The 26,547-nt window shown below is 57.8% G+C and carries 23 protein-coding genes; 13 read left to right on the top strand and 10 right to left on the bottom strand.

Going from position 1 to position 26,547, the window contains the following annotated elements; all coding sequences use genetic code 11:
- The first annotated feature begins 10 nt into the window (after positions 1-10).
- The 4 genes from mlaC to murA all read left to right on the top strand — a co-directional run bounded on the left by mlaC (position 11) and on the right by murA (position 2,671).
- Entirely contained in the window at positions 11-652 is a 642-nt protein-coding gene (gene mlaC, locus C8D90_RS12745; RefSeq protein WP_115458822.1) for a phospholipid-binding protein MlaC, read from the top strand.
- Positions 649-951: a lipid asymmetry maintenance protein MlaB gene (gene mlaB, locus C8D90_RS12740; protein WP_115458821.1), complete on the top strand. Its 303-nt coding sequence runs from the start codon at positions 649-651 to the stop codon at positions 949-951. The genes mlaC and mlaB overlap by 4 nt, the downstream gene beginning before the upstream one ends.
- 137 nt (positions 952-1,088) lie before the next feature.
- A complete protein-coding gene (gene ibaG / locus C8D90_RS12735) occupies positions 1,089-1,343 on the top strand; it encodes a BolA family iron metabolism protein IbaG (protein WP_115458820.1) in 255 nt (84 codons plus the stop codon).
- A gap of 71 nt (positions 1,344-1,414) precedes the next feature.
- On the top strand, positions 1,415-2,671 hold the full coding sequence (gene murA / locus C8D90_RS12730) for a UDP-N-acetylglucosamine 1-carboxyvinyltransferase (RefSeq protein WP_115458819.1): 1,257 nt from the start codon (positions 1,415-1,417) through the stop codon (positions 2,669-2,671).
- A gap of 97 nt (positions 2,672-2,768) precedes the next feature.
- Here murA and degS read toward each other — a convergent pair whose 3' ends face one another.
- The 3 genes from degS to zapG all read right to left on the bottom strand — a co-directional run bounded on the left by degS (position 2,769) and on the right by zapG (position 5,892).
- Complete coding sequence (gene degS / locus C8D90_RS12725; protein WP_115458818.1) at positions 2,769-3,830, bottom strand: outer membrane-stress sensor serine endopeptidase DegS; 1,062 nt, start codon at positions 3,828-3,830, stop codon at positions 2,769-2,771.
- Positions 3,831-4,000: 170 nt separating this feature from the next.
- The gene (locus C8D90_RS12720) at positions 4,001-5,317 is read right to left on the bottom strand and encodes a Do family serine endopeptidase (protein ID WP_115458817.1); all 1,317 of its coding nucleotides are present in this window, start codon (positions 5,315-5,317) and stop codon (positions 4,001-4,003) included.
- A gap of 182 nt (positions 5,318-5,499) precedes the next feature.
- Positions 5,500-5,892, bottom strand: a complete 393-nt coding sequence (zapG, locus tag C8D90_RS12715) for a Z-ring associated protein ZapG (protein WP_115458816.1) — start codon at positions 5,890-5,892, stop codon at positions 5,500-5,502.
- A gap of 308 nt (positions 5,893-6,200) precedes the next feature.
- On the opposite strand from zapG, the gene zapE reads away from it, so the two are divergent.
- The 5 genes from zapE to sspB all read left to right on the top strand — a co-directional run bounded on the left by zapE (position 6,201) and on the right by sspB (position 10,112).
- Positions 6,201-7,349 carry a cell division protein ZapE gene (gene zapE / locus C8D90_RS12710; RefSeq protein ID WP_115458815.1) on the top strand — a complete coding sequence of 383 codons (1,149 nt, stop codon included), beginning with the start codon at positions 6,201-6,203 and terminating at the stop codon, positions 7,347-7,349.
- A 317-nt stretch (positions 7,350-7,666) separates the two neighbouring features.
- Positions 7,667-8,095, top strand: a complete 429-nt coding sequence (gene rplM, locus C8D90_RS12700) for a 50S ribosomal protein L13 (RefSeq protein WP_115458814.1) — start codon at positions 7,667-7,669, stop codon at positions 8,093-8,095.
- 15 nt (positions 8,096-8,110) lie between these two features.
- Positions 8,111-8,503: a 30S ribosomal protein S9 gene (rpsI, locus tag C8D90_RS12695; RefSeq protein WP_115458813.1), complete on the top strand. Its 393-nt coding sequence runs from the start codon at positions 8,111-8,113 to the stop codon at positions 8,501-8,503.
- A 466-nt stretch (positions 8,504-8,969) separates the two neighbouring features.
- Complete coding sequence (sspA, locus tag C8D90_RS12690) at positions 8,970-9,611, top strand: stringent starvation protein SspA (protein ID WP_115458919.1); 642 nt, start codon at positions 8,970-8,972, stop codon at positions 9,609-9,611.
- Between the two features lie 6 nt (positions 9,612-9,617).
- Positions 9,618-10,112, top strand: coding sequence for a ClpXP protease specificity-enhancing factor (gene sspB, locus C8D90_RS12685; protein ID WP_115458812.1), 495 nt, complete (start codon positions 9,618-9,620; stop codon positions 10,110-10,112).
- 40 nt (positions 10,113-10,152) lie between these two features.
- Here the strand turns inward: sspB and C8D90_RS12680 are convergent, their stop codons facing one another.
- From C8D90_RS12680 to gltB, 3 genes are all read right to left on the bottom strand, one after another.
- On the bottom strand, positions 10,153-10,836 hold the full coding sequence (locus tag C8D90_RS12680; protein ID WP_115458811.1) for an N-acetylmannosamine-6-phosphate 2-epimerase: 684 nt from the start codon (positions 10,834-10,836) through the stop codon (positions 10,153-10,155).
- Between the two features lie 164 nt (positions 10,837-11,000).
- Positions 11,001-12,419, bottom strand: a complete 1,419-nt coding sequence (locus C8D90_RS12675; RefSeq protein WP_115458810.1) for a glutamate synthase small subunit — start codon at positions 12,417-12,419, stop codon at positions 11,001-11,003.
- Positions 12,420-12,440: 21 nt separating this feature from the next.
- Complete coding sequence (gene gltB, locus C8D90_RS12670) at positions 12,441-16,898, bottom strand: glutamate synthase large subunit (RefSeq protein ID WP_115458809.1); 4,458 nt, start codon at positions 16,896-16,898, stop codon at positions 12,441-12,443.
- A 670-nt stretch (positions 16,899-17,568) separates the two neighbouring features.
- Between gltB and C8D90_RS12665 the strand changes: the two genes are divergently transcribed.
- The 4 genes from C8D90_RS12665 to mtgA all read left to right on the top strand — a co-directional run bounded on the left by C8D90_RS12665 (position 17,569) and on the right by mtgA (position 22,705).
- Complete coding sequence (locus tag C8D90_RS12665) at positions 17,569-18,471, top strand: TIGR01212 family radical SAM protein (protein WP_115458808.1); 903 nt, start codon at positions 17,569-17,571, stop codon at positions 18,469-18,471.
- A 121-nt stretch (positions 18,472-18,592) separates the two neighbouring features.
- Positions 18,593-20,932 carry an aerobic respiration two-component sensor histidine kinase ArcB gene (gene arcB, locus C8D90_RS12660; RefSeq protein WP_115458807.1) on the top strand — a complete coding sequence of 780 codons (2,340 nt, stop codon included), beginning with the start codon at positions 18,593-18,595 and terminating at the stop codon, positions 20,930-20,932.
- Between the two features lie 397 nt (positions 20,933-21,329).
- Positions 21,330-21,983 (top strand): isoprenoid biosynthesis glyoxalase ElbB, encoded by a 654-nt coding sequence (gene elbB / locus C8D90_RS12655; RefSeq protein WP_115458806.1) that lies wholly within the window; start codon positions 21,330-21,332, stop codon positions 21,981-21,983.
- A complete protein-coding gene (gene mtgA / locus C8D90_RS12650; RefSeq protein WP_115458805.1) occupies positions 21,980-22,705 on the top strand; it encodes a monofunctional biosynthetic peptidoglycan transglycosylase in 726 nt (241 codons plus the stop codon). Before elbB ends, mtgA begins: the two co-directional genes overlap by 4 nt.
- A 59-nt stretch (positions 22,706-22,764) precedes the next feature.
- Here the strand turns inward: mtgA and dolP are convergent, their stop codons facing one another.
- The 4 genes from dolP to C8D90_RS12630 form a co-directional block, all read right to left on the bottom strand.
- The gene (gene dolP / locus C8D90_RS12645; protein ID WP_115458804.1) at positions 22,765-23,358 is read right to left on the bottom strand and encodes a division/outer membrane stress-associated lipid-binding lipoprotein; all 594 of its coding nucleotides are present in this window, start codon (positions 23,356-23,358) and stop codon (positions 22,765-22,767) included.
- Between the two features lie 10 nt (positions 23,359-23,368).
- Positions 23,369-23,959, bottom strand: a complete 591-nt coding sequence (gene diaA / locus C8D90_RS12640) for a DnaA initiator-associating protein DiaA (protein WP_115458918.1) — start codon at positions 23,957-23,959, stop codon at positions 23,369-23,371.
- Between the two features lie 81 nt (positions 23,960-24,040).
- A complete protein-coding gene (locus C8D90_RS12635; protein WP_115458803.1) occupies positions 24,041-24,436 on the bottom strand; it encodes a YraN family protein in 396 nt (131 codons plus the stop codon).
- A complete protein-coding gene (locus C8D90_RS12630) occupies positions 24,394-26,490 on the bottom strand; it encodes a penicillin-binding protein activator (protein WP_115458802.1) in 2,097 nt (698 codons plus the stop codon). Before C8D90_RS12630 ends, C8D90_RS12635 begins: the two co-directional genes overlap by 43 nt.
- Positions 26,491-26,547 lie beyond the last annotated feature (57 nt).

Raw genomic sequence — 26,547 nt, 5'->3', positions numbered from 1 at the left:
AGGATTTCGCATGTTTAAACGTTTTGTGATGGCGGCCCTGTTGGCGGTTCTGCCGTTGGTGGCGACGACGGCCTCCGCCGCCGATCAGACCAATCCGTACAGCTTGATGAACGACGCGGCCAAAAAGACCTTTGATCGCCTGAAAAATGAGCAGCCCAAGATCAAGCAGAATCCTGATTACCTGCGCAACGTGGTGCAGGAAGAGCTGATGCCGTACGTGCAGATTAAGTATGCCGGCGCACTGGTGCTGGGGCAGTACTACCGGGACGCGACGCCGGCTCAGCGCGATGCCTATTTCAAGGCATTCCAGAGCTATCTGGAACAGGCCTACGGGCAGGCTCTGGCCATGTACCACGGGCAGAGCTATGAAGTCGCGCCGGAGCGTCCGCTGGGCGATGCCACCATTACGACCATCCGCGTTACCATTATCGACAATCAGGGCCGTCCTCCGGTGCGCCTGGACTTCCAGTGGCGTAAAAATACCCAAACCGGCAACTGGCAGGCCTATGACATGATTGCCGAAGGCGTCAGCATGATCACCACCAAGCAAAACGAGTGGTCGTCCGTGCTGCGTCAGAAAGGCGTTGATGGCCTGACCCAACTGCTGATTTCCGCGGCCAAGCAGCCGATTACGCTGGAACAGAAAAAATGAGTAACGGCGCCCTGAGCTGGCAGAAAGAAGGGCAGACGCTGAAACTGTCCGGCGCGCTGGATCGCGATTCGCTGCTGGCGCTGTGGGATACGCGTCAGTCTGCGTTGCAGGGCGTGTCATTGCTGGACGTCAGCGCGCTTCAGCGCGTTGACTCCGCCGGGCTGGCGATGCTGGTACACCTGCAAAACGAGGGGCGCCCGCTGGCTTTAAGCGGCATCACCGATCGTCTGCGTACGCTGATTGCGCTGTATAATCTCAGTGACATCATCGTCACGGATGAATCCGCACCGGTGGGCTAACTTCCCGCAATGACTGGAATAATTCAGAAAGCCTCTGCGAACATGCGTTTTCAGAGGCTTTCGTTGTTTAAGCGCACGCCACTTTCCACTAATATGGACGATTAAATTATTTCCTAACCCTTACCGAATTGAGCGCGATGGACAACAACGAAATCAAAGATGTTTTAATGGGCGCACTGTCTTTGCAAGAAGCCCACGTGACCGGAGACGGCAGCCACTTCCAGGTTATCGCCGTCGGTGAGCTGTTTGCGGGAATGAGCCGGGTGAAGAAGCAGCAGGCGGTATACGCGCCGCTGATGGAATATATCGCGGATAACCGCATTCACGCCCTGAGCATTAAGGCGTTCACCCCGGAAGAATGGCAGCGTGAGCGCAAGCTGAACGGCTTTTAAGCCCTTACCGGATACTGACGCTGCGTTGTTGGCGGAGCGTCATTGAATATGTTTAACAGAGATCGCTAACAATGGATAAATTTCGTGTGCAGGGGCCGACCCGCCTGAACGGGGAAGTCACTATTTCAGGGGCAAAAAATGCCGCGTTGCCCATTCTGTTCGCCGCTTTGCTGGCCGAAGAGCCGGTAGAGATTCAGAATGTGCCGAAGCTGAAAGATATCGACACTACCATGAAGCTGCTCAGCCAGCTGGGCGCGCGCGTTGAGCGCAACGGTTCGGTACACGTGGATGCCAGCGGTGTGAATGAGTTTTGCGCGCCGTATGACCTGGTTAAAACCATGCGCGCTTCTATCTGGGCGCTGGGGCCGCTGGTCGCGCGCTTCGGGCGCGGCCAGGTTTCCCTGCCGGGCGGCTGCGCCATCGGCGCGCGTCCGGTAGACCTGCATATCAGCGGTCTGGAGCAACTGGGCGCAGAGATCAAGCTGGAAGAAGGGTACGTGAAGGCTTCCGTCGACGGCCGCCTGAAGGGCGCGCATATCGTGATGGATAAAGTCAGCGTTGGGGCGACGGTGACGATTATGTGCGCCGCGACCCTGGCTGAAGGCACCACGGTGATTGAAAACGCCGCGCGTGAGCCGGAAATCGTCGATACGGCTAATTTCCTCAATACGCTGGGTGCGAAAATCAGCGGCGCCGGCACCGACCGCATTACGATTGAAGGCGTGCAGCGCCTGGGCGGCGGCGTGTACCGCGTGCTGCCTGACCGCATTGAAACCGGCACTTTCCTGGTGGCGGCGGCGGTATCCCGCGGTAAAGTCATCTGCCGCAATGCCTGCCCGGACACCCTGGATGCCGTGCTGGCGAAGCTGCGCGAAGCCGGTGCGGAAATTGAAGTGGGCGAGGACTGGATCTCCCTGGATATGCACGGTAAGCGGCCGAAGGCGGTGACCGTGCGTACTGCGCCGCATCCGGGATTCCCGACCGACATGCAGGCGCAGTTCAGCCTGCTGAACCTGGTCGCCGAAGGCACCGGCGTGCTGACCGAGACGATCTTCGAGAACCGCTTTATGCACATCCCGGAATTAATCCGTATGGGCGCGCACGCGGAAATTGAAGGCAATACGGTGATTTGCCACGGCGTAGAGACGCTTTCCGGCGCACAGGTGATGGCAACCGACCTGCGTGCATCCGCCAGCCTGGTATTGGCCGGCTGTATCGCGGAAGGCGTGACTATCGTCGATCGTATTTATCATATCGATCGCGGTTATGACCGTATTGAAGATAAGCTGAGCGCGCTGGGCGCGAAGATTGAGCGCGTCACGGAGTAATCATTCGCTCTGACGGGCAGATAAAAACAGGCGCGGTGCCTTGAGGACCGCGCCTGTTTTTTTCTTGCTTGTGAGCCGGTGACTGGCTATGCCGCCGCTATGGCGAGTCAGGGAACTCCATAATCGTTACGCTGATTTTGTAACGTTGCCCATTACGCATGATCATGACCGGAATTTCCGTACCGGGCCGGATTTCCGCCACCTGGTCCATGGTTTCCATCACGTTGACCGCAGGCTTGTTATCCACGCTCAGGATGATATCGCCGCGGCGCAGGCCGGCGTTGGCCGCCGGGCCGCCGGGCGTCAGGTCGCTGATGATGATCCCCTGAATACGCTCGATGCTGTTTCCCGCGTTGTAAACCGGGGTGATTTCGCTGCCGCTGATGCCGATAAAGCCGCGGATAACCCGTCCGTCACGAATGAGTTTCCCCATGATCTTCGTCGCCAGCGCGGTGGGAATCGCAAAGCTTAATCCCTCCGGCACCTCGCCGGTGTTGCTCTTATCCAGCGTCAGGGTGTTGATGCCCATCAGTTCGCCCAGGCTGTTGACCAGTGCGCCGCCGGAGTTGCCGTGGTTGATGGAGGCGTCGGTCTGTAAAAAGTTTTGCCGCCCGTTGCCGCTCAGGCCGATGCGGCCGGTTGCGCTGATAATGCCCTGCGTGGTGCTTTGCCCGATGTTGTAGGGGTTGCCGATCGCCAGCACTACGTCGCCGATGTGGGCGACGCGTTCAGGATTGATCAGGATTACCGGCAGGTTGTTGGCCGTAATTTTCAGCACCGCGAGATCGGTCATCGGGTCGGAACCGACCAGCATAGGTTCAAATACACGCCCGTCTTGCAGGGCGACCACAATCTGGCTGGCGCCGCGGATCACGTGCAGGTTGGTCAGGATGTAGCCTCGTTTGTCCATGATGACGCCGGAACCGAGGGTTTTGAATCCCAGGCTGTTGTTGTCCTGCTCGCTGGCGCTGCGGGTATAAATATTAACGACGGCCGGCGCGGCCCGTTTGACCGCCTGGTTGTAGCTCAGCGGCACTTCTTCAAAGGAAGCCGTACGCCAGAATGAAAAACCGGCGGGGCGCAATGAGGGAACGGCAACCAGCAAAATGGCGGCAACAATCAGACCGATAATGATCGAGCGTAATAACTTAACGAGCATGATGTTTTAAGCCATAAACGTTTTAAACGGCAACAGGGGGAAATATTAGGGAGAATATCAGAGAAATGCGGACACATCCTATCATTGTGTCCGCATTTTACTCCCTTTTCTGTTTCAGGGAGATAGAGCAGCTATTTTTCCGGATATAAACGGAAAATACCGAACTGAGGTCAGCGCAGCAGCAGGTAAATGTTCTCACCGGCGCGGATAATGTTAAGCGCGATGACCGGCGGTTTGGCGTCCAGTGCCTGGCGCAGTTCTTTGAGGTCGCGCACCCGCTGGCGGTTGACGCCGATAATCAGGTCGCCCTTGTGAATACCCGCCCTGGCGGCCTCGGAATCTTTGACCACGCTGTCGACCGCGATGCCCTTGGCGCCTTTGAAGTTGCCTTCGCTCAGGGTTGCGCCCTGCAGCGCCGGGTTCAGGCTTTGGGCATTGGTGAGTTTCCCCGCGCCGCCTTCCAGCTTGACCGGCAGCGTCATGTTTTTCTGCTCGCGGATCAGGCCGACGTTTACCGTCGTGTCCGGCGCGACGGAACCGATCTTCGCGCGCAGTTCGGCGAAGCTGTTGATGGTTTTGCCATCCAGGGAAATGATGACGTCGCCGGCCTTGATGCCGGCTTTCGCCGCGGCGGAACCGGACATGACTTCGTTAACGAAGGCGCCGCGTTGCACGTTCAGCTTGAAAGCTTTGGCGATATCGGCGGTCATTTCGCGCCCGCGGATGCCGAGGATGCTGCGTCTGACTTCGCCGAACTGAATTAACTGCTGGCTCAGGCTTTGCGCCATGTTGCTGGGAATGGCGAACCCGATGCCGATGTTGCCGCCGCTGGGCGCCAGGATGGCGGTGTTAATGCCGATCAGCTCGCCGTTCAGGTTAACGAGCGCGCCGCCGGAGTTGCCGCGGTTGATGGAGGCATCGGTCTGAATAAAGTTTTCCAGCCCTTCCATGTTCAGCCCGCTGCGGCCAAGCGCGGAGATGATCCCCGACGTGGCGGTCTGCCCCAGCCCGAACGGGTTGCCTACCGCAACGGCGAAGTCGCCGACTCGCAGGTGGTCGGAGTCGGCGATTTTAATCGCGGTCAGGTTGGACGCGTTATTGAGCTGCAACAGGGCGATGTCCGACTGCTCATCGCGGCCAATCAGCTTGGCTTCATATTCCTGGCCGTTATTGAGCTGCACGGTGATCTTGTCGGCGTTGTTGATCACGTGGTTGTTGGTCAGTACGTAACCTTTCTGGGCATCGATGATCACGCCCGACCCCAGGCCCTCAAACTGACGGGTTGTTTTACGCTGGCGGATCGTCTGGGTTCCTTCAATGCGAACACTGACGACGGCGGGAAGGACTTTATCCAGCATGGGTGCCAGACTTGGTAAACTCTGCCCGGCCACCATCGGAGGAAGCGCGGCATGGGCGACGGGTGCGGAGGTTAACGTAAGTCCGATGCTCAAAGAGAGCAGGCTCAGCAATAAAGTTCTCTTCATCATTTCAATGTTCTCTCGTTACGTACCAACGGGATTTCCTATGCATTCTCTTTCTGCCCGTAATTTTACAGGCTGAAACATTTTTCCATTATTCTATGACCGCACGGGCCGTAAAAGTTCCCGGAAGCCAATGAGATAACAAAGAAAAGCGTCCGCAATGAGCATTGCGGACGCCGGAAGCAGGATTAATCGCGGCGTTCAGCGCGCAGCAGGCCGGAGGCGCCTTCGGAGTAGTCACGCGGCGGGAACTCGACGGGAGCCTGATCGTTATCGGCTTCGGTAAGGCGATAGCGGAACGGATTGTCATTGGGAGGCATATCCGGCAGCAGGCTGTTGGAGCTTTTCGCCATGTGCTGATACAGCTGACGATAGTCGTTCGCCATGTTGTCCAGCAGCTCGGCGCTACGGGCAAAGTGACTTACCAGTTCCTGACGGTACTCTTCCAGCTCTGTCTTGCTTTTCTCCAGCTCGTTTTGCAACGTCTGCTGCTCGCGCAGCTTGCGATTACCGAAACGCATCGCAAGCGCACCGATCACGATGCCGACAACGAGACCAATCAGCGCATACTCCCAGGTCATGATGACTCCTATCTCTATTGTTTTTATACCCTTCGTCTTTCGGCGTGAAATCCTTTGGGTACACACGGTCTGAAATGTTTAGACGGCCTGGCAGGGTTCCAGGAATACGATTTGTCTTTAGTACCGACACTATAACCGCTAAGCGCACCGGAGTGGAGTCCTGAGGGACATTTACCCACAATGAAAGGCCGGAAAGATTCAACGATGCGAGACAAATCGCTGCTAACGCGCGACAATTAGCGGCGAATTGCGCACAAGCGCATTCGTCATAACAACGAAAAATAATTTTAAAAGGGCACCTGTACCACATGCAAACGAACACCGCATCATCGCTTCAGACGCCGGCGCAGCTTTATCAGTTGGCGCTGGAGGGAGGGGAATACCAACCTGATGACGTTCAGCGCCGTACCGTTGACGCGCTGACGCTGGTTCAGCAGGGCCTCATCGCCCGCGCTCAGGCGGTGCCGGCAGCGCAGGATGCGGGCCTGCGCGGCAGGCTGCAACGTCTGATGGGGAAGAAAACGCAGCCGCAACCGCCGGTCACCGGCCTGTATATGTGGGGCGGCGTCGGGCGGGGGAAAACCTGGCTGATGGATATGTTTTTCCACAGTTTGCCGGGCGAACGTAAGCTAAGGCTGCATTTCCACCGCTTTATGCTGCGGGTTCATGAGGAACTGACCCAGCTGCAGGGGCAGGAAAATCCGCTGGAGATTGTGGCTGACGGTTTCAAAGCGCAGACCGACGTGCTGTGCTTCGACGAATTCTTCGTTTCCGATATCACCGACGCCATGTTGCTGGGCACGTTGCTTGAAGCGCTGTTTGCGCGCGGGATAACCCTGGTCGCGACGTCCAATATTCCGCCTGACAACCTGTACCGCAACGGCCTGCAACGGGCGCGCTTCCTGCCGGCCATTGAGCAGATCAAGAAATATTGCGACGTGATGAACGTAGACGCGGGCGTGGACTATCGCCTGCGTACCCTGACGCAGGCGCATCTCTACCTTTCTCCGCTGTCGCCGCAAACAGAGCAGGAGATGACGCAAATGTTCACGCGCCTGACGGGCAAGACGGGTGAGATCAATCCGCTGCTGGAAATTAACCACCGTCCGTTGCAGGCGCTGCGCAGCGCGGAAGGAACGCTGGCCGTGGAATATTCGGTATTGTGCGAAGAGGCGCGCAGTCAGCTGGATTACATCGCGTTGTCGCGCATGTATCACACGGTGTTCCTGCATAACGTTAAGGTGATGAAGGATTCGGCGCAGGAAAACGCCGCCCGCCGCTTCCTGGCGCTGGTTGACGAATTCTATGAACGCCACATCAAGCTGATTATCAGCGCCGAAGCCCCGATGTTCGAGATCTATCAGGCCGAACATCTGAAGTTTGAATATCAACGCTGCCTGTCGCGTTTGCAGGAAATGCAGAGCGAGGAGTATCTCAGGCTTCCGCATTTGCCTTAATTAAGGCGGGCAGACCAGGGTTGCCCGTGGGAAGCGCCATGAAATCGCCGCGTTTCCCGCGGGCGAAACGCGGCTGCCTCTGCGGGCGTTTCTTTCCTTTTTCCTGGTAAAAACCGGTCGATCTTTCCTGCCAACTTCTCTATAATCCTGCGACCCCACGTTACAACAAAGTTTTTTTCCCGAAACTTTATGTGCCGGCATTTGCTATTCGAAGGGGTAGGTTTGCTGGACGATGGTCGTGTGAACCTCAACACTTTATTCAAAAACAAGCGCTTGGGTGTTCACCAACGTGTAACTAAAATTGGGTAAGCTTTATAATGAAAACTTTTACAGCTAAACCAGAGACCGTAAAACGTGACTGGTATGTTGTTGATGCTACCGGCAAAACTTTAGGCCGTCTGGCAACTGAACTGGCTCGTCGTCTGCGCGGCAAGCACAAAGCGGAATACACTCCGCACGTTGATACCGGTGATTACATCATCGTTCTGAACGCAGAAAAAGTTGCCGTAACCGGTAACAAGCGTGCTGACAAGAAGTACTATCACTACACTGGCTACATCGGTGGTATCAAAGAAGCGACCTTTGAAGAGATGATTGCCCGCCACCCTGAGCGTGTGATTGAAATCGCGGTTAAAGGCATGCTGCCGAAGGGCCCGCTGGGTCGTGCTATGTACCGTAAACTGAAAGTTTACGCGGGTAACGAGCACAATCACGCGGCACAGCAACCGCAAGTTCTGGACATTTAATCGGGATTATAGGCAATGGCTGAAAATCAATACTACGGCACTGGTCGCCGCAAAAGCTCCGCAGCACGCGTCTTTATCAAACCGGGCAGCGGTAAAATCGTAATTAACCAGCGCAGCCTGGAGCAGTACTTCGGTCGCGAAACCGCCCGCATGGTGGTTCGTCAGCCGCTGGAACTGGTCGACATGGTTGAGAAACTGGATCTGTACATCACCGTTAAAGGTGGCGGCATCTCCGGTCAGGCTGGTGCGATTCGTCACGGTATCACCCGTGCACTGATGGAATATGATGAGACTCTGCGCTCCGATCTGCGTAAAGCCGGCTTCGTCACTCGTGACGCCCGTCAGGTTGAACGTAAGAAAGTGGGTCTGCGCAAAGCACGTCGTCGTCCGCAGTTCTCCAAGCGTTAATTGGCTTCTGCTTCGGCAGACAATCAACGCGAAAAGCCCGGCTCCGGCCGGGTTTTTTATATAAAAAAATATAATGGACATGAAAAATAAAAGCATTTTCAGATAATTAGCTGTCGATCCTACCGCTGTGCTCCCACAAGCCGCTTAAAATCTGGTAAACTACCCCCCACTTTTGTGTCCTGTATGACCGTACACATCTTGAGCAACACATCGGTAAATGAAAACTCACCGTTTCTTCATCGACCTTATATACACGAGATCATTCAAGATGCGTCGAGGTGGCTGCGGGTAAATTCCTGAGAGCATGGTCGTTATGCGCTCGGCATTTTGGTCGTGGTCAGCGAAGAGGCAACTTACGGTGTATAACTATTTTTGCTCAAACGGCATAACGGGGCGAAGGCTCTTCCCTGAATAGCGGCACTGGCCGGCTATTTATACCGTTTTCTGGATAAACTTGGAGGTTTTCATGGCTGTCGCTGCCAACAAACGTTCGGTGATGACGCTGTTTTCCGGTCCGACTGACATTTTTAGCCACCAGGTACGTATTGTGCTGGCTGAAAAAGGTGTCAGCGTTGAGATTGAGCAGGTTGAGACGGATAACCTGCCTCAGGATCTGATTGACCTCAACCCGTATCGCACGGTGCCGACTCTGGTAGATCGCGAGCTGACGCTGTATGAATCCCGCATCATCATGGAATATCTGGATGAGCGTTTCCCGCATCCGCCGCTGATGCCGGTTTACCCGGTTGCGCGCGGTGAAAGCCGCCTGATGATGCACCGCATCGAGAACGACTGGTACACCCTGCTGTTCAAGATCGAAAAAGGCAACGTTCAGGAAGCCGATAACGCGCGTAAACAGCTGCGTGAAGAACTGCTGGCGGTAGCGCCGGTGTTCTCGCAAAAGCCGTACTTCATGAGCGATGAGTTCAGCCTGGTGGATTGCTATCTGGCGCCGCTGTTATGGCGTTTGCCGGTACTGGGCATCGAGCTTGCCGGCTCTGGCTCCAAAGAGCTGAAAGGCTACATGACGCGCGTCTTTGAACGCGATGCATTCCTGGCTTCGCTGACTGAAGCCGAGCGTGAAATGCGCCTGCACACCCGGGGTTAATGAGGGATGGAACTGTCGCAAATGTCACCGCGCCGTCCCTTCCTGCTGCGCGCTTTCTATGAATGGCTGCTGGACAACCAGCTCACGCCGCATCTGGTGGTGGATGTCAATCGCCCCGGCGTGATGGTGCCCATGGAGTTTGCACGTGACGGACAGATCGTGCTGAATATCGCCCCGCGGGCGGTGGGAAACCTGGAGCTGGGCGATGACGCCGTGCGCTTTAACGCCCGTTTCGGCGGCGTTCCGCGTCAGGTCTACGTGCCGATGTCGTCCGTGATGGCGATTTATGCGCGGGAAAACGGGGCGGGTACGATGTTTGAACCGGAATCCGCCTACGAAGATGAAATGCCGCTGATGCCCGTCAATGAAGAAGTTCCGGCGCAGGAGCCGGGTATGACGGTTATTGACGGCAGCCTGTCCGACGCTGACCCGGAAGAGGGCGGTGATGACGACAACGATCCGCCGCCGCGCGGGCGTCCGTCACTGCGGGTGGTTAAGTGATTAAAAAGCCGGTTCAGTCGAACCGGCTTTTTTATGCCGCTTATGCAGGCTTCATCGCCTCGCGATACCACTGACAGATATTTTCTATGCGGGTAATGGCTGAGCCGACGGTCACGGCCCACGCGCCCAGACGCATAGCTTGCGCAGCCTGCGCCGGGGTGTTGTAGCGCCCTTCCGCAATAACCTTGCACCCTTGCTGGCTCAGCGTGGTAACCAGCGCCAGATCCGGCTCAACCGGCGTATGGATGGAAGTGTAGCCGGAAAGGGTGGTGGCGATGAAATCTGCGCCGAGCTGATGGCACAGCATGCCGTCTTCTGCATTGGAGCAGTCTGCAATGGCGGGCATGCCGTGGTGGTGAATGCGGTTAATCAGCATTTCCGTACTTACCGGGCGCTCACGCTGCGTGCCGTCGAAAGCGATCAGATCCGCGCCAGCCTCTTTCAGCGCGTCAATATCTTCCAGAAACGGCGTGATGCGCACGGGTGAGTCCTCCAGATCATGCTTGATAATACCGATAATGGGGATCTTCACTTTTTCACGTACCGCGCGCAGATTGGCGAGCCCTTCAATACGCAGCGCCGCGGCGCCCGACTGTGCGGCGGCAAGCGCCATCGCCGCGACGATCTCAGGGTGATCCATGGGGCTGCCGGGGATGGGCTGGCAAGAGACGATAAATCCCCCCGATTGCTGAATGCGCTGTTCCAGTTTTTCGATAAGTGACATAGATAAGAGCCTTCCTGGGTAGAGTTATTTATATTTCACGCCGGCAAACGCGCCGGTTGCTATGAGCATATCCCCGACGGCGGGTAATGAAAAGGTGATGATTATATTGCGGGTTTGTTGGGGTAGGATGAAGCGGGGCCAGGGCGGCCCCGCATGGTACTGATTTACACTTCCAGATAGTTCATGATGCCTTCCGCCGCTTTGCGCCCCTCGGCAATGGCGGTGACCACCAGATCCGAGCCGCGCACGGCGTCGCCGCCGGCGAAGATCTTGGGGTTGCTGGTCTGGAAGGCATTGTCATGGCCTTCCGGCGCGACGATGCGCCCCTGATGATCCAACTCCACGCCATGCTCAGCCAGCCACGCCATTGCGTGCGGACGGAAACCGAAGGCCATGATGACGGCGTCGGCGTCGAGAATGTGTTCTGAGCCGGGCACCGGGCGGGCGCTGCGGCGCCCCTGGGCATCCGCTTCACCCAGTTCGGTGCGCACCATCTTAATGCCGCACACCCGGCCTGAGCCGTTCAGTTCAATGCTCAGCGGCTGAAGGTTGAACATAAACTCTACGCCTTCTTCGCGCGCATTTTTCACTTCGCGTCGGGAGCCGGGCATGTTGGTTTCGTCGCGGCGATAGGCACAGGTGATTTGCGTGGCTCCCTGACGCACCGAGGTGCGCACGCAGTCCATCGCGGTATCACCGCCGCCCAGCACCACCACGCGCTTGCCTTCCATGCTGATGTACGGCTCTTGCGCGGAGGCGGGATAGCCCATCAGCTGCTTGGTATTGGCGATCAGGAACGGCAGGGCGTCGAATACGCCGCTGGCGTCTTCATTTTCCAACCCGCCGCGCATTGACTGATAAGTACCCACGCCGAGGAAGACGGCGTCGAACTCCGCCAGCAGATCGTTCAAGGCGACGTCTTTGCCCACTTCGGTGTTGAGACGGAACTCAATGCCCATACCGGTGAATATCTCGCGCCGCTTCACCATCACCTCTTTTTCCAGCTTGAAGGCAGGAATGCCGAAGGTCAGCAGGCCGCCGATTTCCGGATGGCGATCGAACACCACCGCCTGTACGCCGTTACGCGCCAGCACGTCGGCGCAGGCGAGGCCGGCCGGACCGGCGCCGATCACCGCCACGCGTTTGCCGGTCGGGCGCACGTGGGACATATCCGGCTTCCAGCCCATCTCCAGCGCCTTATCATTGATATAGCGCTCGATGTTGCCGATGGTGACCGCGCCGAACTCGTCGTTCAGGGTGCAGGAGCCTTCACACAGGCGATCCTGCGGACAAACGCGCCCGCAGACTTCCGGCAGGCTGTTGGTCTGGTGTGCCAGGTCCGCCGCTTCCATGATGCGCCCTTCGTTAGCCAGCTTCAGCCAGTTGGGAATGTAGTTGTGAACCGGGCATTTCCACTCGCAATACGGGTTGCCGCAGGCAAGGCAGCGATCCGCCTGGGCTTTGGCCTGCGTTTCAGAAAACGGCTCGTAGATCTCCACGAACTCGATCTTACGGATCTTAAGCGGCTTCTTGGGCGGATCTACGCGCTGCAGGTCGATAAACTGATAAACATTCTGACTCATTGCTCTCTTTCCTTCCTGACCTTACTGCGCCTGAACCCGCAGCTCGGCGGCTGAACGGCTGCGGTGACCCAACAATGCCTTGACGTCGCTGGACTTGGGTTTGACCAGGGCAAACTTCGGCGCCCATTCCGGCCAGTCGGCCAGAATTTCTTCGCCGTGGCTGGAGCCGGTGAGCTGCACGTGTTCGGTAATCAGTCCGCGCAGGTGTTCTTCGTGAATGGCATACGCATCCACATCAAGCACTTCCACCAGCTCGGGGTTCACGCGCTTGCGGAAATCGCCGTCTTCATCCAGCACATAGGCGAAGCCGCCGGTCATGCCCGCGCCGAAGTTGATGCCGGTGCGGCCCAACACGCAGACGATGCCGCCGGTCATGTATTCACAGCCGTTATCGCCGATGCCTTCCACAACGGTAATTGCGCCGGAGTTACGCACCGCGAAGCGTTCACCGGCGCGACCTGCGGCGAACAGCTTGCCGCCGGTGGCACCGTACAGGCAGGTGTTGCCGATGATGCTGGCCTCATTGCTGCGGAATGCAGAGCCGACCGGCGGACGTACGACGATGCGCCCGCCTGCCATGCCTTTGCCGACGTAGTCGTTGGCGTCGCCGGTCAGGGTCAGCTCAACGCCGCCTGCGTTCCATACGCCGAAGCTCTGGCCCGCGGTGCCGGTAAAGTGCGCCTTGATCGGATCGCTGGCAAGCCCCTGATCGCCGTGCAGCCTGGCGATGGCGCCGGACAGCGACGCGCCCACCGAACGGTCGGTGTTACGGATGTCGAAGAAAGCGACTTTGCTCTGCTTCGCGTCTATGGCGGGCAGAGACTGCTCCAGCAACTGCTTGTTCAGCGCGCCCTTGTCGAAGGGCGGGTTGCTTTCGGTGCAATACACCGCTTTGCCCGGCTGCGGTTGCGCGGTTTTCAGCAATACGGAGAGGTCCAGCTTCTGTTGCCGGGCGGAGAAACCGTCCAGTTCGCGCAGCAGATCGGTACGGCCGATCAGGTCTACCAGACGGGAAATGCCCAGCTCCGCCATAATTTCACGGGTTTCGCGCGCGATAAAGGTGAAGTAGTTCACCACGCGTTCCGGCAGGCCGTGATAGTGATCGCGGCGCAGTTTTTCGTCCTGGGTGGCGACGCCGGTGGCGCAGTTGTTCAGGTGGCAGATACGCAGGTATTTACAGCCCAGCGCGACCATCGGGCCGGTGCCGAAGCCGAAGCTTTCCGCGCCGAGGATGGCGGCTTTTACGATGTCGACGCCGGTTTTCAGGCCGCCGTCCACCTGTAAGCGAATTTTATGGCGCAGGCCGTTGGCGACCAGCGCCTGCTGGGTTTCTACCAGCCCCAGTTCCCACGGGCTGCCGGCATATTTCACCGAGGAAAGCGGGCTGGCGCCGGTGCCGCCATCGTAGCCGGCAATGGTGATCAGATCGGCGTAGGCTTTTGCCACCCCGGTAGCAATGGTGCCGACGCCCGGTTCGGAAACCAGCTTCACGGAAATCAGCGCCTTATCGTTAACCTGCTTCAGGTCGAAAATCAGCTGAGCCAGGTCTTCGATGGAGTAGATATCGTGATGCGGCGGAGGTGAAATCAGCGTTACGCCGGGCACGGAGTAACGCAGCCTGGCGATATAAGGCGTAACCTTATCGCCCGGCAACTGTCCGCCTTCGCCCGGTTTAGCTCCCTGCGCCACCTTGATCTGAATCACGTCGGCGTTAACCAGATAGGCCGGCGTGACGCCGAAGCGGCCGGAAGCCACCTGTTTGATACGGGAAACCTTGTTGGTTTTGTAACGCGCCGGATCTTCCCCGCCTTCGCCGGAGTTGGAGAAGCCGCCCAGGCTGTTCATCGCTTCGGCCAGAGACTCATGGGCCTCCGGGCTTAACGCGCCGATGGACATCGCCGCGGTGTCGAAGCGCTTGAACAACTCGCTGGCGGGCTCCACGCTGTCCAGTTCGATGGATTCGGTGCCGGGCTTGATGGTCAGCAAATCGCGCAGGGTGGCGGCGGGCCGCTCGTTAACCTGTTTGGCATAGCTGCGGTAGTCGGCGTAGTCGCCGCTTTGCACCGCCTTTTGCAGGTTCTGCACCACGTCCGGGTTATAGGCATGGTATTCGCCGCCGTGGACGAACTTGAGCAAGCCGCCCTGTTCCAGCGGTTTACGCTGCAGCCAGGCACGACGCGACAGGTTTTGCAGATCCTGCTGGAAATCCGCGAAGTTGGCGCCGCTGATGCGGCTGATCACGCCGGGGAAGCACAGCGTGCTGACGTCGCGGTGCAGCCCGACGGCTTCGAACAGCAACGAACAGCGGTAAGACGCGATGGTCGAGATCCCCATCTTCGACATGATTTTGTACAGCCCTTTGTTGATGCCGTTGCGGTAATTCAGCATCACGTCGCGGTAAGGCTTGTCGATGGCGTGCGTGTCGATCAACTGCGCCAGGGATTCGTACGCCAGATAAGGATAGATGGCGGTGGCGCCCAGGCCGAGCAGCACGGCGAAATGATGCGGATCGCGCGCGCTGGCGGTTTCAACGATGATGTTGGCGTCGCAGCGCAGGCTCTTATCCACCAGCCGCGCCTGCACCGAGCCGACGGCCATTGGCGCCGGGATCGGCAAGCGATCGGCGGCGATAGCGCGATCCGACAGCACCAGCAGGACGGCGCCGTCGCGCACCCGCCGTTCTGCTTCATCGCACAGATCGGCGATCGCCTGTTGCAGATCTTTCTGCGCCGGGCTGAACGTCAGATCCAGTGTTTCGGCGCGGTAGTATTCGCCTTCCAGCGTCACGAGCTGACGGAAGTCGGAATAGAGCAGAATCGGCGACTTAAAGCTCAGGCGGTGCGCCTGACCTTCCGCTTCCGAGAACACGTTCATTTCGCGGCCGATATTGGTCGCCAGCGACATGACGTGCGCTTCGCGCAGCGGATCGATCGGCGGGTTAGTGACCTGGGCGAACTGCTGGCGGAAGTAGTCGTAAATCACGCGCGGGCGGCTGGAAAGCACGGCGAAAGGCGTGTCGTCGCCCATCGAGCCGGTCGCTTCCTGGCCGTTTTCGCCCAGCACGCGCAAAATTTGCTCCAGCTCTTCGCTGCTGTAACCAAACTGTTTTTGGTACGTTTGCAGCATCGCCTCGTCCAGCTCGCGGCTGCCGACCTGATCGTCCGGCAGTTCCTCGAACGGAACCAGGTGCTTAACGTTTTTCTCCATCCACTCTTTATAAGGATGGCGGCTCTTCAGATCGTTATCGGTTTCCGCAGAGTGCAGGATGCGTCCGTTGCGGGTGTCGATAACCATCAGTTCGCCGGGGCCGACGCGCCCTTTCTCCAGCACTTCGTCGGGCTGGTAGTCCCAGATGCCGACTTCGGAGGCGCAGGTGATCAGCTTGTCTTTGGTGATGACGTAGCGCGCCGGGCGCAGGCCGTTACGGTCGAGGTTACAGGCGGCGAAGCGACCGTCTGACATGACGATGCCGGCCGGGCCGTCCCACGGTTCCATGTGCATGGAGTTGAAGTCGAAGAACGCGCGCAGCTCCGGGTCCATGTTCGGGTTGTTCTGCCAGGCCGGCGGCACCAACAGCCGCATGGCGCGCAGCAGGTCCATACCGCCGCTCAGGAACAGCTCCAGCATGTTGTCGAGGGAGCTGGAGTCGGAGCCGGTTTCGTTAACGAACGGCGCGGCGTCCTGCAAATCGGGGATCAGCGGTGTTTTAAATTTGTAGGCGCGGGCGCGCGCCCACTGGCGGTTACCGGTAATGGTATTGATTTCGCCGTTGTGCGCCAGATAACGGAAAGGCTGCGCCAGCGGCCAGCGCGGCACCGTGTTGGTGGAAAAGCGCTGGTGGAACAGGCAGATGGCGGATTCCATGCGCAGATCGGCCAGATCAAGATAAAAGCGCGGCAGATCCGCGGGCATGCACAGCCCTTTATAGATGGTGACTAAGTTTGAAAAGCTGCAAACGTAAAAGTCTTTATCTTCAATACGCTTTTCGATACGGCGGCGGGCGATGAACAGACGGCGCTCCATATCGCGCGGGCGCCAGCCTGCCGGGGCGTTGACGAAGACCTGCTCAATACGCGGCAGGGAGGAGAGGGCGATTTCGCCCAGTACGTCCGGATTGGTGGGAACGTCGCGCCAGCCGACGATCGACAGCGTTTCATTCTGCAACTCTTCTTCCACGATGCGGCGGCTGGCACGGGCCTCTTGCTCATCCTGACTGAGAAATATCATGCCGACGGCGTAGTTCTTTGCTAAGCGCCAGCCGCGTTCTTCCGCGACCATGCGGAAAAAGCGTTCGGGTTTTTGTAACAACAGGCCGCAACCGTCACCGGTTTTTCCATCGGCCAGGATCGCCCCGCGATGCTGCATGCGCGCCAGCGCATGGATGGCGGTACGGACGACCTTGTGGCTCGGCTCGCCTTCTATGTGGGCGATCAGGCCGAAGCCACAGTTATCCTTCTCAAGGGATGAATCGTACAACATATCAGTGAACCTCCCCAGGCTCTGCGTGACTCCCACCACTACGTCAGGTCCGTCGCGCAGACGTCGCCGCCAGATCAACTGGCACGGCTGTTCGTCCCGGGTAACGGCCCCGTGTAAGGGCATCCACAAGTGGTATTAACTTGTTTCGGAGGAGTCGTAAAATACTGCATAAATATGGCGGGACGTTTGCCCGCCCGGAAATCTTCCAGCGGACTCCCAACTTATTCCAGAAAGGGGATGCAGGTCAAATATGGCCTGCACCGTTGCCGATAGCATGGAAAATCAAAGTAATTTATTGATTTAAAATGAAATAACTGATTTTTTAACCGCAATGGAATGTCAAATAGCAGCGGATGAAGTGTGAGCTGTCTCACTGTCTCATGCGCGTGTTATTTGCGCACCGTGCTGATGTAGAGTGAATTCCCAGCGCAATATATGGCATTGCCGATGTTTATTAATAAATGCTACTGTTTTTAAGCGAATTGTTATCGATGTTGTTACACGATAAAAATGATAAGAAATCATCATTGCGCATGAAGTGAATTAATTTTCACTAATAATGAATTTTTATTCTTTTGGGCGAGTAGGTGAGGCTTGATCTCCGTCAGCGCGCTCAAAAACGGCCCGGATTAGGATGTGGGCCTTCTTAACGGGCCAGTAATTTCAGATTATGCAGTTGCAGCAATTAGTCAATATGTTTGGCGCCGATCTTCAGCGGCGCTATGGGGAAAAAATCCATAAGCTTACGCTGCATGGCGGCTTCAGTTGCCCGAACCGCGACGGCACGCTGGGGCGCGGCGGATGTACGTTTTGCAACGTGGCCTCCTTCGCTGACGAAGAGATGCAAAAGCAGGATATCGCCCAGCAACTGGCCGCGCAGGCGCGCAAGGTAAACCGCGCGCGGCGCTATCTGGCCTATTTTCAGGCTTACACCAGCACTTACGCGGAAGTGTGCGTGCTGAAGAATATGTATGAAGAGGCGCTGAAGCAGACGGATATGGTCGGGCTGTGCGTCGGCACCCGTCCCGACTGCGCGCCGGACAGCGTGCTGGATCTGCTGGCAGATTACCGTGAACGCGGGTTTGAGGTCTGGCTGGAGCTGGGACTGCAGAGCGCGCAGGATAAAACCCTGAAGCGCATCAACCGCGGCCATGATTTCGCTTGCTATCAGCGCACCACGCAGGCGGCCCGCGCGCGCGGCCTGAAGGTGTGCAGCCACCTTATCGTCGGCTTGCCCGGCGAGGATGCCGCAGCCTGCCTGAATACGCTTGAGCGGGTGGTGGAAACCGGCGTTGACGGCATCAAGCTGCATCCGTTGCATATCGTGACCGGCAGCACGATGGCGAAAGCCTGGCAGGCGGGGCGTCTGGCCGAACTGCCGCTGGAGGCGTATGTCGCAACCGCCGGCGAAATGATCCGCCATACGCCGGCAGATGTCATCTATCACCGTATTTCCGCCAGCGCGCGCCGCCCGACGCTGCTGGCCCCGCTGTGGTGCGAAAACCGCTGGACCGGCATGGTAGCGCTGAACCGCTATATGCTGGAACACGGCGGTCAGGCGTCGGCTCTGTGAGCGCCGCAAGGTAAATACCGCATCAACGCTCCCTGTTTCAGGGTTTTACTGTATGATTTCATCAGGCTGTCGTTCGTGTCGGTACGGACGCGGCCTGTCCGTAAAACCAAGGGAGCCTCTCATGAAGCAAATCCGGCTGTTAGCCCAGTATTACGTCGACCTGATGGTCAAACTGGGACTGATCCGTTTCTCCATTCTGCTGGCATCCGCACTGGTGTTGCTGGCCATCGTGGTTCAGATGGCGGTCACCATGTTGCTGCACGGCCAGGTCGAAAGCATCGACGTGGTGCGTTCGGTCTTCTTTGGTTTATTGATTACGCCCTGGGCGGTCTATTTTCTTTCCGTGGTGGTGGAGCAGCTTGAAGAATCGCGCCAGCGTTTGTCGAAGCTGGTCGATAAGCTGGAGGAGATGCGCTATCGCGACCTGGAGCTGAACCAGCAGCTTAAGAACAACATTACCCAGCTCAATCAGGAAATTGCCGATCGCGTTAAGGCGGAAGAAGCGCGCTTGCAGGTGCTGGATACCCTGCAACATGAGATTGATCAGCGCGAGCAGGCGCAGATTGAGCTGGAACAGCAGTCCGCGTTGTTGCGCTCTTTCCTGGACGCCTCCCCCGATCTGGTTTACTACCGTAATGAAAATGAAGAGTTTTCCGGCTGCAACCGGGCGATGGAACTGCTGACCGGGCGCAGCGAGAAACAGCTGATCGGCCTGACGCCGTACGATGTTTATGATGATGAGGTCGCCAAAAAGGTGGTGGAAACCGACGAGAAGGTATTCCGCCACAATGTTTCCCTGACTTACGAACAGTGGCTGGTATACCCCGACGGGCGCAAAGCCTGCTTTGAGCTGCGCAAGGTGCCGTTTTATGACCGCGTGGGCAAGCGGCACGGCCTGATGGGGTTCGGCCGCGACATCACCGAGCGTAAGCGCTATCAGGATGCCCTGGAGAACGCCAGCCGTGACAAAACGACCTTCATTTCCACCATCAGCCATGAGTTACGTACGCCGCTGAACGGTATCGTCGGGCTCAGCCGTATCCTGCTGGATACCGAGCTGAATCCGGAACAGCTCAACTACCTGAAAACCATCCACGTCAGCGCCATCACGTTGGGGAATATCTTCAACGACATCATCGAGATGGACAAACTGGAACGCCGCAAGGTGCAACTGGACAATCAACCGATAGATTTCACCAGTTTCCTGGCCGATCTGGAGAATCTGTCCGGCCTGCTGGTGCAGCCGAAGGGACTGGCCTTTACCCTGGAGTCGCGCGGTATGCTGCCGCACAAAATTCTGGCTGACGGCACCCGTCTGCGTCAGATTCTGTGGAACCTGATCGGCAACGCGGTGAAATTTACCCAGCAGGGCGGCGTGACCGTCACCGTCTGGCGCGAGCAGGAAAAGCTGGTCTTCGAGGTCAGGGATACCGGCATCGGCATTCCTGAGGAAGAACAGGACAAGATTTTCGCCATGTATTATCAGGTGAAGGATAAAAACGGCGGGAAGCCGGCCACCGGCACCGGCATCGGCCTGGCGGTTTCCAAACGGCTGGCGCAGAACATGGGCGGGGATATCGTGGTGCGCAGCAAGCCGGGGCAGGGTTCCTGCTTCATCCTGAGCATTCAGGCGCCGGTGATTGAAGAAGACACCTCACCGCAGCCGGAGGATGAAGAGCTGCCGTTGCCGGCGCTGCACGTGCTGCTGGTGGAAGATATCGAACTTAACGTGGTGGTGGCCCGCTCGGTGCTGGAGAAGCTGGGCAACAGCGTTGAGGTGGCGATGACGGGGAACGAAGCGCTGTCGATGTTCCGGCCCGGTGAATACGATTTGGTGCTGCTGGATATTCAACTGCCGGATATGACGGGGCTGGACATTGCCCGTATCCTGCGTGAGCGTTACCAGAGCGACGAACTGCCGCGGCTGGTGGCGCTGACGGCCAACGTACTGAAAGACAAGAAAGAGTATCTTGATGTAGGGATGGATGATGTACTCAGCAAACCGCTGTCGGTGCCTGCGCTGACGGCGATGATCAAACATTTCTGGGATGAAGCGCCGGAAAAGGCGTCCCCACCGACGGAGGAACAGAACATGACTCAGGATGTGGATAAAATTCTCGATACCGATATGTTGCAGCAGTATATCGACCTGGTGGGACCGCAGTTGATCCATCAGAGCCTGGCCGTATTCGAACAAATGATGCCGGGATACCTGGCGGTGCTGGATTCCAATATGACCGCCCGCGATCAAAAAGGCATTACGGAAGAAGGGCACAAAATCAAAGGCGCCGCCGGATCGGTCGGGCTGCGTCATTTGCAGCAGGTAGCCCAGCAGATTCAGACGCCGACATTACCGGCATGGTGGGACAATGTGCAGGAGTGGGTGGACGAGCTGAAGGCGGAATGGAAGAACGACGTTGCGGTTCTGCGCGCATGGGTGGCAAACGCTGAAAAAAAATGACCCCGGACTAGCCGGGGTGCGCAACTACTGCGCCAACACCAGGGAAACTGTGTTGTCTACGCATGATAGGTTCTTTTAAGAATCTTCGTGACGTTTTGCGTAAACATCGCTAATGAGTGCTTATGAAACCTGATCCAACATACCAAATGTAAGCGATTTTGTTACAAGATTCATCAAAATGTGTGACCTGGATTAGTGTTTGCCAACAGGGTGCTTTTAGTAATTGACATAACTAATTTTACTTATTACACACCGTTAGCTTTCTTAGTGCAAGTATCATTGATAAAACAATGTTTTTAATCATTGATGAAGAACAACTGGCGGTTGATATTTAACCAAATTAGCCGGAAGAAGATACGTAAAACGTAACGAATTGTTCGGCGGTGGGAGATATTTTATGAAACAAGTAGGCGTAGTTCTGAGTGGTTGCGGCGTTTTCGACGGTGCGGAGATCCATGAATCGGTCATTACGCTGCTGGCGCTCGATCGCGCCGGTGCGAAGGTGAAAATCTTTGCGCCGGACAAGCCACAGATGCACGTTATTAATCATTTATCCGGCGAGGTGAGTCCGGAAAGCCGCAATATCCTGACGGAAGCGGCGAGGATCGCTCGTGGCGATATTAAACCGTTGTCACAGGCTGACGCGGCGGAACTGGATGCGTTGATCGTGCCGGGCGGATTCGGCGCGGCGAAGAACCTCAGCACCTTCGCCACGCAGGGCGCGGAGTGTTCCGTTGATCCTGAGCTGAAGGGGCTGGTGCAGCAGCTGTATATGGCGGGTAAGCCGCTGGGCTTCATCTGCATCGCGCCGGCCCTGCTGCCCCGGCTGCTCGATCAGCATGTTCGTCTGACGATCGGCAACGATCCCGACACCGCGGAAGCGATTGAGGCGATGGGCGGTGAACACGTGGTGTGCCCGGTGGATGACATCGTGGTCGATCTGGACAATAAAGTGGTGACGACGCCCGCCTACATGCTGGCGCAGTCCATCGGCGAAGCCGCACAGGGGATCGAAAAGCTGGTCGCCCGGGTGCTGGAACTGACTGAATGAGGAAAAGCCGTGGCAAGGGCATGACGGGCGCTATCCGCCGTTGGGGTGGCCGTCTGCTCCTGACCGTCGTGGGCGCGTGGCTGGCAGGACTGGTGGTATTCGCCTTTCTGCCGGTTCCTTTTTCCGCCGTGATGGTGGAACGCCAGATCGGCGCCTGGCTGAAGGGTAACTTCAGCTATATCGCGCACCAGGATTGGGTGTCCATGGATGACATCGCGCCGGCGATGGCGCTGGCGGTGATCGCCGCAGAGGATCAAAAATTCCCGCAGCACTGGGGTTTTGACGTGGCGGCGATTGAATCCGCCCTGGATCACAACGAACGCGGCGGTTCAGTGCGCGGCGCGTCCACCATTTCCCAGCAAACGGCGAAGAATCTGTTCTTGTGGGACGGGCGCAGCTGGGTCCGCAAGGGGTTGGAGGCTGTGCTGACGGCAGGCATGGAGGTAGCCTGGACCAAACGCCGCATTCTTACCGTTTACCTGAATATTGCAGAGTTCGGGCCGGGTATTTTTGGGGTAGAGGAAGCGGCGCAGCGTTACTTCAACCGCCCCGCCAAGCGCCTTACGCGCTCTCAGGCCGCGTTGCTGGCGGCGGTGTTGCCAAACCCGATCCGTTATCAGGCAAAAAATCCGTCGGGGTACGTACTGCGGCGGCAGCAATGGATCCTGAGACAAATGGATCAGCTGGGTGGGGAACAATATCTGCAGGCGAATAAGCTGTAAGCCGCCGGAACCTGAATATGAAAAAGGCGGCCGCAGCCGCCTTTTTCTGACGTGTCACATCACTTAACGATGGTAAACGCCGTCGTCACGTGTTTCACGCCGCTGACCTGGCTGGCCGTTTTCGCCGCCGCCTGGCCTTCCGCCTGCGTTACCAGCCCCAGCAGGAAGACTTCGCCGTTCTCCGTGGTGACCTTCACGTTTGACGATTTCACCTGATCGCTGGTCAGCAACTGCGAGCGCACCTTGGTGGTAATCCAGGTGTCGCTGGATGCGGTTCCCAACCCGACCGGCTGACCCTGACGAATCTCGTTGTAAACCTCACTGGTGCCGTCCACGCCCAGCGCAATCTGTTTGGCGCGATTAGACAGCTCCGTCGAAGGCGCCTGCCCGGTCAGCAGCACCCGGCCCTGATAGGCGGTGGTGACGATGCGGGCTTCTTTCTTCAATTGTTCATCCTTACTGATGGCGTTAGAGACGCGGGCCTCCAGCGTACCGTCATCCACCTGCGTCCCTACCGTGCGGGGATCGGTGGCCGATTTGGTCGCCACTGCCGCGGTTCCCACCACGGCTGCCGCAACGCAGCCCTGCAACAGTAGCGCGCTGAGTACAACAATCAGCGGGGAACGTAGGGTTAGCGGGAAACGAATTGTCATCTGAACTCCTTTACTCATCCTGATGGGGGAATAACGTATTATCAATAAGATCGCACAGGCAATTGACGGTCAGCATGTGCATTTCCTGAATGCGCGCGCTGCGGTGCGAAGGGATGCGGATTTCCACATCCTGCTGCCCGAGCAATCCGGCCAGCTCCCCGCCGTCGTAGCCCGTCAGCGCCACGATGGTCATGTCGCGCGTCACGGCAGCTTCTACCGCCTTCACGATGTCCCGGCTGTTGCCGCGGGTTGAAATCGCCAGCAGGACGTCGCCGTTATGGCCCAGCGCCCGAACCTGCTTGGCATAAATCTCATCATGCAGACGATCATTGCCTATCGCCGTTAAGACAACATTATCCGCGCTAAGTGCGATCGCGGGTAAGCTGGGTCGCTCCGTTTCGTAGCGGTTAATCAGGCTGGCGGCGAAATGCTGGGCATTGGCCGCGGAGGTGCCGTTACCGCAGCACAGGATTTTATTGCCGTTAAGCAATGACTGCACCAGCGTCATCGCTGCGCGGGAGATGGCGTCAGGCAAGGCTTCCGCCGCTGCGATCTGGGTCTGAATGCTTTCGGTAAAACAGGCTTTAATTCTTTCCAGCACGGTAAAAGGGTCCATTGGGTCGTCACACAGGGACGATGTGGTTCTTCAGCGGCAGTGACGAGTGCCCTTCAATGACAAATATCATTCCGCTGCAAATGCGTTAGGCAGCCATTGTAGCTGGCTACCGGTAATGGCGAAAACATCAAAACGACAGTCGGTGGTGGCGAAGCTTCCGCCTTGCCCGGCAAGCCACAGGGCCGCGCTGCGTAATAACCGTTGCTGCTTGCGATAATCGACGGAGGCGGCGGCATCGCCGTAGCGTGAGGATTTCCGGTAACGCACTTCGACAAATACCCAGGTATCGCCGTCGCGCATGATGAGATCCAGCTCGCCGCCACGCAGGGTGACGTTGGCCGCATAAAAGCGCAGCCCTTGTTTTTCCAGAAACCGGCGCGCCGTTTCTTCATAACGTGCGCCGGTTTGCCGGGAGCCGGTTACTGAACCGGTACGATGGAACCCTGACGATACTGTAGCCAAGGCAGTTTCCGGTTGATAACGCAGTTGCTGTCGGCGCTCAGCACGCCGGTTTCACCGTTGATCTGGAAGCCGGGGATCTGGCGCATCTGGGAGAAATGATTGGCCAGGCTCCAGGCGTCGGCGCCCATGGCGTACAGCCGCACCAGCGAATAGTCGTTGCGCATCTTGCCGGCGGCATAACGCATCAACGCCGGGTTAGTACCTGACAGCAGCGGAATATCGCTGAACTGGATGCCGTCCATCTCCAGACGGAAATCCGGGCCGGCGCCGGCCTGATAGCTGCGCGAGCTGGCGTACAGCGCCACGCCGCTGTGCGAACCGTTAGCGAGGTCGATCATCGGCTTGATGATGGTCAGCTCGCCCTGGGTTGCGGCGATATAGGCGGCGTCAACGCGTCCGTTTGATGTGGCGGGTACCACAGGGTCAATTGGTGCGGGAATGGTCAGCCCGGCAACGGTGACGGATTTCGAGGCATCGGGCGCCACGAAAATCGGCTGGCCGGTCAGACGGATACCGCCGCCGCCGTTAATCGAGCCCTGCAGCTCGTTCTTGGAGCCGAAGCTTTGCTGCAATACGGTTTGCCCGCCCAGCGCCTGCCATTCGGCAGCAAAGGCTTTGGCAACGCGATCGCCGAACGCGCCACGCGGCACCAGCACCAGCGGCGCACGTTTCCCCTGATCCCAGATGTGCTTGGCCGCATCGCGCGCCTCGTTTTCCGGGGAAAGGGCGAAATAGCAAATATTCGGATTATTCTGCACGTTTTCGGTTTGGTTCAGCGCCAAAACGTTCAGCGGCGTGCTGAGATTGTGCAGGGCATCGACGTCGTTTTTCAGCAGCGGACCGATCACCAGCGTGGCGCCGTCTTTCTGCGCCTGATCCAGCAGCGCGGAAAGCGGCTGAGAGGTGGAGTCATACACTCTGACCTGCGTGGCGGCGTTGGCTGGCGCCGGCGTCAGCACGGGCTGTGGCGCCGGTGCGGGCTGCGTGTCTTGCTGTTGTTCGGTTGCAGATGGCGCGGTTTCTGCCGGTGCGGCTTCAGGCTGGGCGCTGGGGCTGACTGCGCCGTTAGCGTTGGGATCGCTGCTATTGTCCGCAGAGACAGGTGCCGGCTCTTGCGCCGGTGCGGCGGGATCTTGCGTTGGCGCTGCGTCCGGTACGGCCTGCGGCTGCGGCGCCGGAATCTGACTCATCAGGCCGTTTTTGGCATCATTAAAGCCAGCCTGAATCGCGTTGGCGTAAACCTGCGCCTGGCCGTTCATCGGCAGTATCAGGGCAATGCTTTCCGTCGATGCGGCGCGGAAATTCAGAATGTTATCCAGCTGGGTGGGCAGCGTGGTTGCCGCCGGGTTTTGCGGGTAACGGGTTTGCCAGTCTTTGATGCCGGCTTTGAGCATTGCCGGGTCCTGACGGTTATCCTGATAAACACGCAACAGATCCAGCCATCCCTGAAGGACATTTTCATCGGCGTTAATCATCAGGCTGCTGAAATCTTTCTGGTTCAGCCGCGTCAGCGTCGTCCAGGTGGCGTCGATGTTTTTCTGGTGGGCCTTCGCTTCCGGCAACAGCGGCTCCTGTGCGATATAGGCGCGGATCAGCGTCAGCGAGGGGCGTCCCTGGCTGGCATCGATCATCGCCTGGTAGTAACGCTGCTGCTGAGCATCGCTGAGGTTGCGCGGGCTGAGTTTCCCCAACAGGGTAAACACGGCGGAGAAGTTTTTCTGCGCCACGTTCAGCTCGGCGTTCAGCAACTGCTGCTCCTGAAGCTGTACGTTGGTCATGTTCTGGGGCAGCGAGCCCAGTAACTGGGTGGCCTGGGGCAGTTTGCCTTCACGCAGGGAAGCGCGAATCGCCAGTAACTGCCAGTTGGTCTTTTGATCATCACTGCTTTGCTGCATCTGTTGCAGATAGTAGTCGGACGAAGCGGTTGCCTCAGCCTGAACGTTTGCCGGTGAAGAGGCCTGTTTAGGTACGGTACAGGCGCTCATGATCATGGCCGCGAGAACGAGTGGGATCCATTTACCCGCTTTACCGCGCATTAGGGTTGTGGGGAGCATTGTTGTATCATCCGATGCTATTTTCTTAAGATGCTCAATATTAAATCATCGGCACAC

The sequence above is a fragment of the Enterobacillus tribolii genome, assembly GCF_003363015.1.
Classification (GTDB): domain Bacteria; phylum Pseudomonadota; class Gammaproteobacteria; order Enterobacterales; family Enterobacteriaceae; genus Enterobacillus; species Enterobacillus tribolii.
This window is presented reverse-complemented; position numbering and strand designations above follow the sequence as displayed.